Source organism: Tardiphaga sp. 866_E4_N1_4, assembly GCF_052076075.1.
In the GTDB taxonomy this organism is placed as follows: Bacteria; Pseudomonadota; Alphaproteobacteria; order Rhizobiales; family Xanthobacteraceae; genus Tardiphaga; species Tardiphaga robiniae.
The window spans coordinates 1167978-1182720 of sequence record NZ_CP197242.1; the positions used below are offsets into that span (position 1 = coordinate 1167978).

The 14743-nt window shown below is 62.3% G+C and carries 12 protein-coding genes; 6 read left to right on the forward strand and 6 right to left on the reverse strand.

The genetic code is table 11. The features are described 5' to 3' along the window. Positions 1 to 62: 62 nt before the first annotated feature. From AB8B20_RS05880 to AB8B20_RS05890, 3 genes are all read right to left on the reverse strand, one after another. Positions 63 to 770 (reverse strand): GrlR family regulatory protein, encoded by a 708-nt coding sequence (locus AB8B20_RS05880; RefSeq protein ID WP_093759064.1) that lies wholly within the window; start codon positions 768 to 770, stop codon positions 63 to 65. A gap of 194 nt (positions 771 to 964) precedes the next feature. Further along, positions 965 to 4195: an efflux RND transporter permease subunit gene (locus AB8B20_RS05885; RefSeq protein ID WP_439071964.1), complete on the reverse strand. Its 3231-nt coding sequence runs from the start codon at positions 4193 to 4195 to the stop codon at positions 965 to 967. Positions 4196 to 4321: 126 nt separating this feature from the next. Beyond that, positions 4322 to 5530: an efflux RND transporter periplasmic adaptor subunit gene (locus AB8B20_RS05890; protein WP_439071965.1), complete on the reverse strand. Its 1209-nt coding sequence runs from the start codon at positions 5528 to 5530 to the stop codon at positions 4322 to 4324. 199 nt (positions 5531 to 5729) lie between these two features. Here AB8B20_RS05890 and AB8B20_RS05895 point away from each other — a divergent pair, with 199 nt between their 5' ends. The 4 genes from AB8B20_RS05895 to fabG all read left to right on the forward strand — a co-directional run bounded on the left by AB8B20_RS05895 (position 5730) and on the right by fabG (position 9640). Further along, positions 5730 to 6317 carry a TetR/AcrR family transcriptional regulator gene (locus tag AB8B20_RS05895; protein ID WP_068736841.1) on the forward strand — a complete coding sequence of 196 codons (588 nt, stop codon included), beginning with the start codon at positions 5730 to 5732 and terminating at the stop codon, positions 6315 to 6317. Positions 6318 to 6534: 217 nt separating this feature from the next. Then, a complete protein-coding gene (locus AB8B20_RS05900) occupies positions 6535 to 7683 on the forward strand; it encodes an MFS transporter (RefSeq protein WP_439071966.1) in 1149 nt (382 codons plus the stop codon). Positions 7684 to 7729: 46 nt separating this feature from the next. Then, on the forward strand, positions 7730 to 8947 hold the full coding sequence (locus AB8B20_RS05905; RefSeq protein ID WP_439071967.1) for a multidrug effflux MFS transporter: 1218 nt from the start codon (positions 7730 to 7732) through the stop codon (positions 8945 to 8947). Positions 8948 to 8959: 12 nt separating this feature from the next. Next, complete coding sequence (gene fabG, locus AB8B20_RS05910; RefSeq protein ID WP_439071968.1) at positions 8960 to 9640, forward strand: 3-oxoacyl-ACP reductase FabG; 681 nt, start codon at positions 8960 to 8962, stop codon at positions 9638 to 9640. 141 nt (positions 9641 to 9781) lie between these two features. Here fabG and AB8B20_RS05915 read toward each other — a convergent pair whose 3' ends face one another. After that, on the reverse strand, positions 9782 to 11887 hold the full coding sequence (locus AB8B20_RS05915) for a DEAD/DEAH box helicase (protein ID WP_439071969.1): 2106 nt from the start codon (positions 11885 to 11887) through the stop codon (positions 9782 to 9784). A gap of 264 nt (positions 11888 to 12151) precedes the next feature. Then, complete coding sequence (locus AB8B20_RS05920; RefSeq protein ID WP_439071970.1) at positions 12152 to 12631, reverse strand: MgtC/SapB family protein; 480 nt, start codon at positions 12629 to 12631, stop codon at positions 12152 to 12154. Between the two features lie 128 nt (positions 12632 to 12759). On the opposite strand from AB8B20_RS05920, the gene AB8B20_RS05925 reads away from it, so the two are divergent. Both AB8B20_RS05925 and AB8B20_RS05930 read left to right on the forward strand, forming a co-directional pair. Beyond that, complete coding sequence (locus AB8B20_RS05925; protein WP_439071971.1) at positions 12760 to 13443, forward strand: DUF2161 domain-containing phosphodiesterase; 684 nt, start codon at positions 12760 to 12762, stop codon at positions 13441 to 13443. 126 nt (positions 13444 to 13569) lie between these two features. Further along, positions 13570 to 13869: a hypothetical protein gene (locus tag AB8B20_RS05930; RefSeq protein ID WP_089263988.1), complete on the forward strand. Its 300-nt coding sequence runs from the start codon at positions 13570 to 13572 to the stop codon at positions 13867 to 13869. An 89-nt stretch (positions 13870 to 13958) separates the two neighbouring features. Here the strand turns inward: AB8B20_RS05930 and AB8B20_RS05935 are convergent, their stop codons facing one another. Next, complete coding sequence (locus AB8B20_RS05935) at positions 13959 to 14591, reverse strand: GNAT family N-acetyltransferase (RefSeq protein ID WP_439071972.1); 633 nt, start codon at positions 14589 to 14591, stop codon at positions 13959 to 13961. Positions 14592 to 14743: the final 152 nt, after the last annotated feature.

Consider the following 14743-nt stretch of genomic DNA (forward strand, 5'->3'; position numbering starts at 1 on the left):
TCATTCGCCGGTGACATTACGGACAGGCGCGCACCCCATCAAGCCGTGCGCCAGCCTGGAACTTACACGGCCTTGCGGATCAGCTTCAGCACTGCCTGCAACCGCAGGCTCCGTTTGCCGGCCAGCGCCGTGGCTTCCAGTTCGGCGCCGGTTTCGTCGCAAGTACCGGAAAAGCCGATACCGATTTCATGGCCGCCGAAGACCGGGTTCTCGCCCTTTGCCGGCGTGTGCTCCTGATTGAGCATCTCGCCCTTCCAGCGTCCGTCCGCGGAGGAATAGGCGCCGAGATAATAGAAGAACGCGTCTCCCCCGAGGATGCGGCCGTCATGCAGCAGCATCACGCCGTTGAGCCCGCCATCGATGCCGTCGAGTGTGCGCAGATGGATCGAATACAGCCCGTTGGCGATGCCACCCGCACCGATCGGTCCGGCCGGAGGCATCTCGCCGTCATCGATCGTCGTCATGACCGACTCGAATTTCGCACCCGGCATTTGCGGCGACGAACCCTGAAAACGATAGGTGTCGCCATAGGGCCGGCCGGTGACGCTGATGGTCGCCACATCCTGGCCGAGCAGCGAGGGATAGTTGGGATCGTTCATGTGGCGGCGGCTCTCGATCTCCGCCACCACCTCGTCACCCCGGAGCTCATAGCTGCCGATATGGGCAAAAGCGGAATTGCCGCCGAGCATGCTGCCATGCTCGACAAACATCACACTGCGACCGACCGCCTCATCAACCCGGTATTCGCATTTGTAGAAGCCCGTCCGCAACCCGTCATTCCCCTGCAGTGCCTTTCGCATTGTAGCGGAAGATGTGCAGTGGAGGAAAGCGCACCCGGCCAATTGGGGGCGATTCCAACAGCCTTGGACGCAGGCTACGCAATTCCTCGCCTTAGAATGGGTCGAAACGGCGCATTCGTGGACCAGCAGCCCTCATCAGGCGTCTCCTTCCCCGGTCCCGGGCGTTACGAATGCGACGTGGCGTGCGGGCGCGATTCTGCTTCGTGCGATCCCGGTGCCAGCGGCGCCGCCTGATCGACCGTCGCTTCGCCATGCTGGATCAGTGGACGGTTGCCTGCCATGGCACGCAGCAACACATAGAACATCGGCGTGAAGAAGATGCCGAAGGCCGTGACGCCGATCATGCCGGCGAACACCGCGACACCCATGGCATGACGCATCTCCGAGCCTGCGCCGGTCGACGTCACCAGCGGCACGACGCCCATGATGAAGGCCAACGAGGTCATCAGGATCGGCCGCAGCCGCAGACGGCTGGCCTCGATCGCGGCCTGGATCGGTGTCCGCCCGGCAAATTCCAGCTCGCGGGCAAACTCCACGATCAGGATGGCGTTCTTCGCCGACAGACCCACCAACACGATCAAACCAATCTGGGTGAAGACGTTGTTGTCGCCCTTGGTCAACCAGACGCCGAACATCGCCGCCAGCAAGCCCATCGGCACAATCATGATGATCGACAATGGCAGTGTCAGGCTTTCGTATTGCGCGGCGAGCACCAGGAACACCAGCAGCATCGCCACCGGGAACACGATCAGCGACGAATTGCCGGCGATGATTTCCTGATAGGTCAGTTCAGTCCATTCGAAGTCGATGCCCTTGGGCAGCGTCTCCTTGGCGACACGCGCCACGGCGTCCTGCGCCTGGCCGGTGGAATAGCCGGGCGCCGCGCCGCCATTGATGTCGGCCGACAGGAAACCGTTGTAGCGCATGGCGCGCTCCGGCCCTGCACTTTCCTTAACGCGCAGCAGCGTCGAGAGCGGGATCATCTCGTTGCTGTCGGAGCGAACTTTCAACTGGCCAATATCGTCGGCCCGCGCCCGGAATTTGGCGTCAGCCTGGACGCGCACCGAATAGGTGCGACCGAATTTGTTGAAGTCGTTCACATAGAGCGAGCCGAGATAGATCTGCATCGTGTCGAACACCGAGGTAACCGGCACGTTGAGCTGCCGCGCTTTGGTGCGATCGACATCCGCATAGAGCTGCGGCACATTGATCTGATAGCTTGAGAACAGACCGGCCAGCTCCTTCTGCTGCATTGCCTTGCCGATAAAAGCCTTGGTGGCGTCGTTCAGCGCCTCATAGCCGAGGCCGGCGCGATCCTCGATCTGCAGCTTGAACCCGCCGATCGTGCCGAGACCCGATACCGGCGGCGGCGGGAACATGGCGATGAAGGCATCCTGGATGCCAGCGAACTTCTTGTTCAGCGACAACGCAATGGCATTTCCGCTCAGGCTCGGATCCTTGCGTTTGTCAAACGCATCCAGGCCGATGAAGACGATGCCGGAGTTGGACGAATTGGTGAAGCCGTTGATCGACAGGCCCGGAAACTGAATCGAATTCTCGACGCCGGGCTCTTTCTGCGCAATCTCACCCATGCGACGGATCACCTCTTCGGTACGATCCAGCGTAGCGCCGTCGGGGAGCTGCGCAAACCCGACCAGATACTGCTTGTCCTGACCGGGCACGAAACCGCCCGGGACTGCGTGGAACAGATAACCGGTGACGCCAATCAGCAGAACGTAGATTCCCATCACCGCCGCGCGGCGCGAGACGACGCGCTTCACGCCGCCGCTATAGGCGTCGGAGCTTCTGGCAAAGAAGCGGTTGAAGCGGACGAAAAACCAGCCGAGCGTCTTGTCCATGAAGCGCGTCAACGCATCCTTCGGCGCGTCATGGCCCTTTAGCAGCAGCGCGGCCAACGCCGGCGATAGCGTTAGCGAGTTGAAGGCCGAAATCACCGTCGAGATTGCCACCGTCAGCGCGAACTGCTTGTAGAACTGCCCGGTCAGGCCGGTGATGAAGGCCAGTGGTACGAACACGGCGACCAGCACCAGCGCGATCGCGATGATCGGGCCGGTCACTTCGCGCATGGCCTGATAGGCCGCGCTCTTCGGATCGAGCCCGCGCTCGATATTGCGCTCAACATTCTCGACCACGACGATGGCGTCGTCGACGACGATGCCGATGGCCAGCACGAGGCCGAACAGTGTCAGCGCATTCACCGAAAAGCCGAACACATGCATCACGGCGAAGGTGCCGACCACCGATACCGGCACGGCGATCAGCGGGATGATCGAGGCTCGCCACGTCTGCAGGAACAGGATGACGACGAGCACCACCAGTGCGATGGCCTCGAGCAGCGTATGGATCACCGCCTCGATCGAGGCGCGAACGAATTGCGTGGGGTCGTAGACGATGTCGTAGGTAACACCGTCCGGCATGTTTTCCTTCAGCTCCTTCATGGTCTTGCGGACATTGTCGGAGATCTGGATCGCATTGGAGCCCGGCGACTGGAAGATCGGAACTGCCACTGCGGACTTGTTGTTCAGCAGCGAGCGCAGTGCATAGTCGGCGGCGCCGAGTTCGATACGGGCGATGTCGCGCAGCCGCGTCACCTCGCCATTGTCGCCGTTCTTGACGATGATCTCGCCGAATTCCTCTTCGGTCTGCAGGCGCCCCTGCGCATTGATCGAGAGCTGCAGGTCGAGGCCCGGCTCATTGGGCGAACCGCCCACCTGCCCCGCTGCTGCCTGCACGTTCTGCGCGCGGATCTCGCGCACGACATCGCCCGGCGACAGGCCGCGCTCGGCGACCTTCTGCGGATCGAGCCAGACGCGCATGGAGTAGTCGCCCGAGCCGAACAGCTGCACCTGACCGACGCCTTCGATGCGCGCGAGGCGGTCCTTCACGTTGAGCACCGCGTAGTTGCGCAGATAGGTCATGTCATAGCGGTCATTCGGCGATAGCAGATGTACGACCATGGTGAGGTCTGGCGCGCTCTTGATCGTCGTCACGCCCAGCGCGCGCACTTCCGCCGGCAAGCGCGGCTCGGCCTGCGAGACGCGGTTCTGCACCAGTTGCTGCGCCTTGTCGGGATCGGTGCCAAGGCGGAAGGTGACGTTGAGCGTCATCCTGCCGTCGGTGGTCGCCTGGCTGCTCATATAGAGCATGTTCTCGACGCCATTGATCTGCTCTTCGATAGGCGTCGAGACCGTTTCCGCAATCACCTTTGGATTGGCGCCGGGATAATTCGCTGTCACCACCACGGTCGGCGGCGCGACTTCCGGATATTCGGAGATCGGTAGCACCGGCATCGACAACAGGCCGGCGAGAAAAATCACCGTCGACAACACGCCGGCAAAGATCGGACGATCAATAAAGAATTTTGAAAAGTTCATGGCGCTATTCCGTGATGATCCAGACCTGCGGGGTACAAGGGCCCCGCGCGGCCGATCGCTCGACCTCGATGACGTGCTGTGTATTAGGAAGAGCGCCCTGCCCGCCTGCGGACAGGGCGGTCGTTATCAGTTCTGCGCGACGGCCTTGATCGAGACGAGAGACGCGGCGTTCATCGCCACCATCTCCGGCTTGATGGTCACACCCGGCCGCACGCGCTGAAGTCCGTTGACGACGATCCGTTCACCGGCTTTGAGGCCGTTGAGGATCACGCGCATGCCATCAACCGAGGGCCCCAGGATCACTTCGCGATATTGCGCCTTGTCCTTGGCATCGACCACCATGACGAACTTCTTGTTCTGGTCGGTGCCAACTGCCCGCTCGCTAATCAGCAGCGTCTGTTCTGCCTTCGGCTGGCCCATTGTGAGCCGCGCGAACTGGCCGGGCATCAAGCGACCATCGGCATTGTCGAACATCGCACGCACCCGCACCGTACCGCTGCGCGGATCGACCTGATTATCGATGAACTGCATGCGGCCCTTCACCGGTGCGCTATCAGTGACGGTGGTCATGTGAACCGGGATGCGGTCGATATCGCCCGGCGTCTTCTCGTCTGCCAGCGTCTTCAGCGCGCGCGACACCACCTGTTCGTCGGCATTGAAGCTTGCATAGATCGGATTGACCGAGACCAGCGTCGTCAGCAGCGGCGCGGACGGGCCGGCCGAAATCAGGTTACCGACGGTGATCTCCACCTTGCCGACCCGGCCCGCGACCGGCGCGCGCACTTCAGTGTAGCTGAGATTGAGCTCGGCGATCTTGAGCGCGGCTTCTGCAGCCTTGAGGTTGGCTTCGGCCTCACGATACGCATTGATACGATTGTCGAGGTCGCGCTGGGTGATGCTGGAGCTGGTCAGTTGCTGACCGCGGTCGAAATCGGCCTTGGTCAGGATCAGGCGCGCCCGCGACGCGGACACCTGTCCCTGGGCACGATCGACGTCGGCGGCGTAAAGCGCCGGATCGATCAGCATCAGAAGGTCGTCCTTCTTGACCAGCGCGCCTTCGCGAAAGTGGATCTCCTGGACGGCGCCTGCGACGCGGGAGCGAATCTCGACGCGCTCGATGGCCTCAAGGCGGCCCGAGAACTCGTCCGAAGGCGCCGTGGCCTTGGCTTCCACCAAGGCAACCGAAGCCTGAACAGCAGCGGGAACAACCGCGCCGGACTCGGCTTGAGCCGCTACGCTGGACAGATTCATCAGCGCCGCGCCGCCGCCAACGGCGACCGCCACCAACGCGATTCCGGCGCCAAAAGCGATCTTGCGAGGGAGATTATGTGCCATTGTGAACCCCATTTAATCTGCGTGGGCCTTGTAAAGCCCTGTCATTTCAGTAGCTAAGCTGTACATTCCGCGTCTGGCCGGTCCCGCCGGGCATCTCGCTGCAACGCACACATTCGTAACGTCCGGTATAGATGGACTATCGACATCTACTGTCAAGAGACTTATCTACTGAACGGTAGAAAACTTTGGAGGGCCCGTCGTGGCACTGGGACGTCCTCGTGAATTCGATACCGACACGGCCCTCGACCTCGCGCTGCATGTGTTCTGGCGCAAGGGTTACGAAGGCGCGTCGATGGCCGACCTCACCGAAGCCATGGGCATCACCAAGCCCAGTCTCTATGCGGCGTTTGGCAACAAGGAAGATCTGTTCCGCAAGGCGCTGGATCGCTACGTCGATGGTCCCGGCGGCTATTTCCGCACCGGCCTGGAGAAGGCCACGGCCCGCGAAGCGGTCGAACATATCCTCTACGAATCCGTTGAGGCGGTGACTGATCCCAGGAATCCCGGTTGTCTCGCGGTCCAGGGCGCCCTCTGCTGCGGTGATGCCGCGGAGACGATCAAGCAGGAACTGATGGCGCGTCGCTCGAAGAGCGAGGACGATCTGCGCCTTCGCTTCACACGCGCCCTCGCCGAAGGCGATCTGCCAGCCGATGCGGATGCCGGCGATCTCGCGCGCTACGTGTCGGCCATCCTGCAGGGCATGGCCGTGCAAGCCGCAGGCGGCGCACCGCGTGAGCAATTGCGAAAACTCGCCGACATGGCCATGCGCAGCTGGCCTCCGGTCTGAGCCGTCCGCCTGCATTTTATGTTGAAGTCGGCCTGTTGTCCGCCGACAGCCGCTCCATCGAAACGCCTCTCGACAGTTTGATGACCGAGGCGCGCAATGCTGCCTCCCCTGCCAGGCGGTCGCCAAATCGCTGAGGTCGTGGCACATCTCCTAATGTTGCATCGCAATATTTCCGCTCAGGAGAATACCCATCCGACTATCCCTTCCTATTCTCGCATTGGCTGCGGCATCTTTCGGCATCGGCACGACCGAGTTCGTCATCATGGGCCTGCTGCCCGACGTCGCGCGCAGTCTGTCGGTGACCATCCCGCAAGCCGGCTATCTCGTGTCGGGTTATGCATTGGGCGTCGTGATCGGCGCACCCATCGTGGCAATGGCGACCGCAGGCATCCCGCGCAAGACTGCTCTCCTGGCTCTGATGGCGCTGTTCGCGATCGGTAATCTCGGCTGCGCCCTCGCGCCGGATTACTGGCTGCTGATGACCGCGCGCGTGGTCACTGCCTTTGCCCATGGCGCGTTCTTCGGAATTGGCGCCGTCGTTGCCAGCAATCTGGTGCCACGTGAGCAGCGCACGCAAGCGGTGTCGTTGATGTTCGCCGGCCTTACGCTGGCCAATGTGCTCGGTGTGCCATTCGGCACAGCTCTGGGAAAGGCTGCCGGATGGCGTGCCGCGTTCTGGGCGGTCGTGGTGATCGGCATCATCGCTTTTCTCGCGATCGCCCGCTTCGTTTCATCGGGCATGCCGGGCACACGCGGCGGACTGGCGAAAGAGTTTCGCGCCTTGGGCCGCTGGCCGGTGCTGCTGCCGATGCTGATCTCGACCATGGCTTCAGTCAGCATGTTCAGCTTCTTCACCTACATCACGCCGCTGCTTGAAGAGGTCACCGGCCTCACGCCGCATGCCGTGACCGGCGCACTGCTAGCGATCGGCGTCGGTCTCACCATCGGCAATCTGATCGGCGGCCGCCTCGCCGACCGCAACCTACTCACGACCATCATCGGTGCATTCATCTGTCTCGTCATCGTGCTCGGCGCACTTGCGCTTGTGGTGCACATGACGCTTCCGACCCTGGTGCTGCTGATCCTGTGGGGCGGTATCGCCTTCGCGCTGGTCTCGCCGCTGCAGATTTGGGTGGTCGATGCGGCCACGGACGCGCCGAACCTCGCTTCGACCCTGAACCAGGGCGCGTTCAATCTCGGCAACGCCACCGGCGCATGGATCGGCGGCGTCGCGCTGAATGCCGGCATGCACTACGCGCAGCTTCCGCTGCTCGCAGCGCTCGTTGCCATGGTCGGGCTTGGGCTCACGCTGAGCCGTCTCATTGACCGCCGGATCTTGCCGGCGCAAATCAGTCCGGCAGAATAGCGCCGCGACCGCATAAACACTTTTTCGCATTTTCAAGGAATCGATTTTGGCCCTCAGGCGCGACAGCTTCGCCTTCACCGCCTTTCTGGGCACATTGACAGCATTGCCACCGCTTTCGATCGACATGGGATTGCCGGGCCTTCCGGCGATCGAGGCGAGTTTCGCCGACGCCGCAGGACGCGGGCCGCTGACGCTCAGCCTGTTCCTGGCGGGCTTTGCGATCTCGCCGCTGATCTGCGGTCCCTTGGCTGACCGCTTCGGGCGCCGCGCAACCTTGCTCGACGGGCTGCTGCTGTTCTCGATCGCCGCCGGCGCCTGCGCGCTCGCGCCGTCCTTCACCGTGCTCCTCGCGTTTCGACTGCTGCAAGGTCTCGCCGCAGGCGCCTGCGCCATCCTGCCCTTCGCCATCGTGCGCGACCTGTTCGAACACGGCACGGCGCGCCACAAGCTGTCGCAGATCGCGGCGGTCCTCGGCATCGCGCCGATGATCGCGCCCGTGCTGGGCGGCTGGGTGATGACCGTCAGCGACTGGCGAACCATCTATGCTACGCAGGCCGCCGTCGGACTTGTCCTGCTGATCGTCGGCGCCATCAGCCTCGACGAATCCCAGCCGGTCGAGAAACGCCGTTCGCTCAACCCTAAGCAATTGATCGAGAGCTATCGCATGGTGCTGTCCGATCGCGTCTTCGTCGGCTTCTCCCTGCTCTACGCCTTCGCCTTCGCCTGCATGTTCGCCTTCATCTCGGGCGCGCCATCCGTGCTGATCGGCAGCCTCGGGCTCTCCACCACGATGTTTGCGCTGCTGTTCGGGTTGACCTCCTGCGGCGTGCTGGTTGCGTCGCTGATCAGCGGGAGCCTAAGCCGCCGCCATGTGGCCTCACGCAAGATCATCATGGCCGGTCTGTTGCTGATGATCGCGAGCGCCGTTGCAGCCGTCGCTTTGGTGCCTGCCGGCGCCATCACGACGCTGTCGTTGATGCCGCTGATGGCGCTCACGATCTTTTCCTTCGGCCTGCTTGCACCGAGCACCAACCACGAAGCCTTGCAGAACCTGCCGCATGTGGCAGGTGCGGCAGCCGGCGTGATGCGATGTCTGCAGATGGTCATGGGCGCCTTCGCCAGCGCCATGATCGCGGTGTTCGAACCGTTCGGACATCCAGCGCTGGTGATGACCGGCCTAATGGCCGGCATGGCGCTCGCTGCCGGCGCGATCTATCTGTGGCTATTACCCAAGGCCAATTCCGGGCAGGATCATCGCGCGTAACAGGAGTTCCCCATGAACGGAAAGATCGTCGTCATCACCGGAGCGTCCGGTGCGCTGGGTCAGGTCGTGCTCGAACGCGCCGTTAAGAGCGGTGCAACCATTGCCGCCATCGACCATTCCGCCAAGACGCCGGCCTCAACGCCAGATCGCTTGCAGATCGGCGGCGTCGACCTCTCCGATGCCGCGCAAGCCGACGCCGTCATCGCTGCAGTGGTCAAACAATTGGGCAAGATCGACGTGCTGATCAATATCGCCGGCGCATTCACCTTCGAGAATATTGCCGACGGTAACAACAAGAGCTGGGAGACGATGCATCGGCTCAACTTGCTCACGGCTCTCAATGCCTCGCGCGCGGCAATCCCGCATCTGACGTCGTCGAAGGCCGGACGGATCATCAATATCGGTGCGATGGGTGCGCTACAGGCCGGCGCCGGCATGGGGCCTTACGCCGCCTCGAAGGCTGGCGTGCATCGGCTGACGGAAACGCTCGCCGCCGAGCTGAAGGGCAAGGTCACGGTCAATGCCGTATTGCCGTCGACGATCGACACAGCCGCGAACCGCCGCGATATGCCCAATGCCGATTTTTCAAAGTGGGTCACGCCGGACGAACTCGCCAGCGTGATCCTGTTCCTGGCGAGCGATGCGGCGAGTGCGTTGACCGGCGCGCTGCTGCCGGTAAGCGGACGGGTTTAGCCACTATTTGTCCCACGCTCCGCCCTCATCCTGAGGAGCGGCCGCTTGGCCGCGTCTCGAAGGATGATTGCATATCACCAACTCATGGTTCGAGACGCGCGCTAAAGTAGCGCGCTCCTCACCATGAGGTCGGGGCCCAGACTACCCGGCGTTGCCCCAGATCTTTTTCTTCTTGCCGAAAGCCGGCTTGGCAGCTGGCGCACCGCCATCGCGCTTGGCCTTGGCGACGTAGGGCGGCTTGTCAGCGCGTGGTTTCTTTTCGAACTTCGGCTTGCCTTCGTAACGCGTGTCTTCGCCGCGGGGCTTTGCATAAGCCGGCTTGTCGGCGCGCACCGGATCGTATTTCGGCTTGCCGTCGAACTTGGGCTTGCCTTCATACTTCGGCTTGTCGTCGAAACGCGGTTTGCCCTCGTAGCGCGGCTTGTCGCCCTGGTAAGGCTTGTCGCTCTTCGGCTTGTCCTTCCAGGACTTCTCCTTATAGGCACCCTTGTCCTTGAAGTCCGGACGGTCGCCATCGGATCTGAAGCTGGGCTTGCGCGGGCGCTTGTTGGAATAGTCGCGATCTTCCGGCGCCGTGCGGCTCGATGCGACCGCGCCTTCCGGACCGTTAGCTAGCGGCTCGATGTGGATATTGTCTTCCTTGTCCGGACGCTTGATCATGGTCGCGAACTTCTCAGCCGCGGCTGCCGAAATCTCGAATTCCGAATTGCCGTCATAGATCTTGATCGCGCCGATATCGGCCTTCTCGATGCCGCCGCGACGGCAGATCATCGGCAGCAACCAACGCGCTTCGGCATTCTTCTGCCGGCCGATGGCGACGCGGAACCACTTGGCGCCCTCGCCCATCGGTTCGCTCTTCTTCGGGGTCTTGCGGACCGGAGCGCCTTCTTCGTCCCGGCGACGGCTGCCGGGGCGATCCTCGCGACCGCGGAACGTGCCGGGATCCTGCACATCTTCCGGCGACGGCAGACGCGAGCGATACAGCCGCGCCAGCGCCGCTGCGATCTCCTCGGCCGAACGCTCGGCGAGCATCGCGCGCGCCAGCGTCAGATCGTCCTCGGTGGACTCTTCAGTGAACAACGTATCCTGCAGCATGCGCTGCTGATCGAGCACACGGATTTCCTCGACGGTCGGCGCTGATCCCCAGACGGCATCCGTGCCAGCGAGATTGAGCAGCATCTCGGCGCGGCGACGGCGCGATGGTGGCACCAAGAGAACACTGACGCCCTTGCGGCCGGCACGGCCAGTACGACCCGAACGATGCTGCATCACTTCGGGATCGTTCGGCAGATCGGAGTGAATGACGAGGCCGAGATTAGGAAGATCGATACCGCGCGCAGCCACGTCGGTAGCGACGCAAACGCGTGCGCGACCATCGCGCAGCGCCTGCAGCGCGTGAGTGCGCTCGTTCTGGGACAGTTCGCCCGAGAGAGCGACGACCGAGAAGCCGCGCTCCAGCAGGACGGTCTGCAGATGGTTCACCGCGTTGCGGGTGTTGCAGAACACAATGCTGCTCGGCGATTCAAAATAGCGGAGCACGTTGACGACCGCATGTTCGACGTCGTTCGGCGAAATCCGGATCGCGCGATATTCGATGTCGGAGTGACCGCCTTCGGTGCCTGCGACTTCGACGCGGAAGGCCTGCTGCTGATACTGCTTGGCGAGATTGGCGATGCCGCGCGGCAGCGTCGCCGAGAACAGCAGCGTACGGCGGGATGCCGGCGTGGTCTTGAGGATGAACTCCATGTCCTCGCGAAAGCCCATGTCGAGCATTTCGTCGGCTTCATCGAGCACCACGGCCTTCAGTTCGGAGACGTCGAGGCGGTTGCGACGCAGATGGTCGCAGAGACGCCCGGGCGTACCGACAACGATGTGCGCGCCTGCGGCCAACTCGCGCTGCTCCTTGCGCGGATCCATACCGCCCACGCAGGAAACGACGCGTGCGCCGGCATATTGATAGAGCCAGGTCAGCTCGCCATGCACCTGCAGCGCGAGTTCGCGCGTCGGTGCGACGATCAGCGCCAGCGGCGATCCAGCCTTCGGCAGCTTCTCCGCGCCTTCGAGCAGATTTTCGGCGATCGCCAGACCATAAGCGACGGTCTTGCCGGAGCCAGTCTGCGCAGACACGAGAAGATCACGACCGACAGCATCGTCAGCGAGGACGGCGGCCTGGACGGGGGTGGATTCATTGTAGTTGCGCTCAGCCAACGCGCGGGCGAGCGACGGACCAGTCGAGAGAAATGACACAGATGTAAACCTTGGTTGCAGCGGACCGCGTCGCGGTCGGACTCATTGAGATCCACGGGATCAATACTTGGGACCAAACGGAAACGAATCTGCCGCCCTTCAGTTGGCGGTCACGTCGGGTCCAGGAGTCCGGTGCGTATCGGGATCGACGGATCTTTACGCTGCTTCGCAGCAAAAGGCCAATCATTGCTGCCATGTGCCGGCGAAATCGGGCGAATTGAGGTTAACCCTCACAGAATTGCGCCAGCACCGGTATTTTGTCGCTCAAATTTCGCTGGGAGACTTTTTAACGTCCTCTTCCGTCTTTGGCCCCTCCTGCTTGAAAGGTACCAGGAGCCAAAGAGTCAGGAAGGTGAACAGCGAGATGACGACCGCCACGTCATAGGCGCCGAGGCCCACGGCAGCGCCAGTTGCGCCGGTTGCCCACAGACTGGCTGCAGTGGCGGTACCACGCACCGAGCCGTTGTCTTTCAAAATGGCGCCGCCGCCGATAAACCCCATGCCGGTCATCAGACCTTCGATGATGCGCGCTGTGCCTTCGGGATGACCGTTCAGAAACCCCTCGGTCGCCTGGACGATGCCGCAAGTGGCGAGCGCGACCAGCGGAAAGGTGCGCAGCCCGGCGCTGCGCTCGGCGCGCTCACGATTCCAGCCGATGGGCAGCGCCAGAACATAGGCGATCGACATGGCGATCAGATGCGGCAACAGACGAAAGCTGTCCGACATTTCCAGAAGGGTCTTCACCGCGGGTCTCCGATCGCACAGGGATAAGGCGCCTCGGGTGTCGCCGCGGGCCAACCCGGATAAACTCGGCCGGTGAGTCGCGGTTGCAGCGGCGCATCGTCTCATGGACCTCGGCTTGGACGTTCGATTTGGAAACCTCGCTCTACCTTCCGGTGAAACACTTCCTTGAAGGCCTTGGCTTTACAGTCAAAGGTGAGATATCAGGCTGCGATCTCGTGGCGCTGAATGGTGATGATCCGCCGATCGTCGTGATTGGCGAGCTCAAGCTCAGCTTCAATCTCGAATTGATCCTGCAGGCCGTCGATCGCGCTAGCGCTAGCGATGAAGTCTGGGTGGCGGCCAAGCTCTCCATCCGCGGCAAGGGGCGCGAAAGCGATGCGCGCTACCGCAACCTGTGCCGCAGACTCGGTTTCGGCATGCTCGGAATTACCGAAGCCGGCGGTGTCGAGGTTCTCGTCGCGCCTGCCACAGTTGCGCCGCGGCGCAATCCGAAGAAGCGTTCACGCCTCATTACCGAACACAAGAAACGTCAAGGCGATCCTGCCCTTGGCGGCAGCACGCGCGCGCCGATCATGACGGCCTATCGCCAGCAGGCGCTGGCCTGCGCTGCGATGCTTGTCGTCGGTCCGCGCAAGGTGCGCGAGCTCACGCCTGATTATCCGGACGCGCAGAAGATCCTGCATCGCAACGTCTATGGCTGGTTCGAAAGTCCCGCGCGCGGCACCTACGCGCTCACCGATGCCGGCCACGCGGCGCTGAAACGCTGGCCGCAACCCCAACGGGATACCGCCCCGCTATCCGCTTTGTCGTAAAGCTACTGACCAAACTCTTTCTCGTTTTCCGAGAACAAGTTTGCATGGCTGCTTTGTCGCGGTAATTCCATATTGCAATGCAACAACTGCTCGCTTAGGTATCGCAAATCAACACTGAGGCGAGCGATGAGCGAAGACTGGAACACGAAATATGGAACGCGGCGCGTACGGCGCGATCCCCCGACCCTGGAAGAAGCGATCTTCGCCGCGATGGGTATCACCGAGGATCTCGATCAGCAGGCGGAGATCGCCGCCTCGCTGATGGGCATGCCGTTCGACGCCGTGCAGGCTGAAGTGAAGAAGGCCAATCGTTCGACTGGCACGCTACGCGTCACCCGCGTCATCGCAGGCGAGCAAGGTGCTCAGCGTTCGGTGGTCGTGGAACGTCGCGTGACGCGCAAATTCGGTAACGACAAGCGCATCTGATTTTGAGGGCGCTCACAGCCCTCCCCGCAGTCGCAAAAAAGGCCTCGTTCACCACGAGGCCTTTTTCTTTGTCGCGATAGTTTCTTGGCTCAGGACGATTTGCCCCAGCCGGCGAGCTTCAACCACAGACCCCAGTAAGCCCGGTTATAGTCGGCCACCGCGCGCGCCACATCGAGCGCCGAGATCTTGGGCTGCGGCGCGACACCTGCGCCCATGGGATCGCGCAGGTCTATAACTCCCGTGGATTCACCGTGCCGGAACGACAGGTGCGCACCGAACTTGTTGGCCAGTGCGCGCATCGCATCGTTCTGCGCGCCGGTGGTAATACGCAGCCTCGCGTAGCCCATCGACCGCGCCTTGGCGATCAGCTTGGTGAACAGGATGCTGCCAACGCCCTTGCGGCGCACGATCGATTCAACGCTGAAGGCGATCTCGGGCAGCGAGTCCGGCGACAGGTCGGCCTGATGCAGTTCAGCGGCGCCGCGTACGACGCCATCCTCGAAGTAAACGAGAATGACGGTGCCGGTATTGACGGACTTCTCGGCGTAACGTGCGACCCATTCGTCGTCGAGCGAACCGTTGAAACGATCGCGGCGGCTTTCGCGGTCCAATCTCAAGAGATGATCGCGGAACAGCGGCAGCTCGCGGGCTGCAAGGACACGCACATGTCCGCGGGCCGGAGCGCGTGTCGAAATGGCAATGGTGGTAGCTGCGTCTAACATGGTCAAAATCCTCAAGTTGCCCTCGAGGAAAGCGTCGATTCCCTAGACGTCCTATATTGTGCGACGCACCATAAAATACAAGGGCGCAGATGCCGCACCTGCCAGCGACCACTGCAGGTGAGCTATGCAATTATCCAGCATTAACAAAACCT

Bases quoted from the DNA above. Each gene is read 5' to 3' on its own strand.
- AB8B20_RS05930 (WP_089263988.1), top strand. From the start codon at position 13,570: ATGAGCGAAGACTGGAACACGAAATATGGAACGCGGCGCGTACGGCGC.
- AB8B20_RS05935 (WP_439071972.1), bottom strand. From the start codon at position 14,591: ATGTTAGACGCAGCTACCACCATTGCCATTTCGACACGCGCTCCGGCC.
- AB8B20_RS05885 (WP_439071964.1), bottom strand. From the start codon at position 4,195: ATGAACTTTTCAAAATTCTTTATTGATCGTCCGATCTTTGCCGGCGTG.
- AB8B20_RS05890 (WP_439071965.1), bottom strand. From the start codon at position 5,530: ATGGCACATAATCTCCCTCGCAAGATCGCTTTTGGCGCCGGAATCGCG.
- fabG (WP_439071968.1), top strand. From the start codon at position 8,960: ATGAACGGAAAGATCGTCGTCATCACCGGAGCGTCCGGTGCGCTGGGT.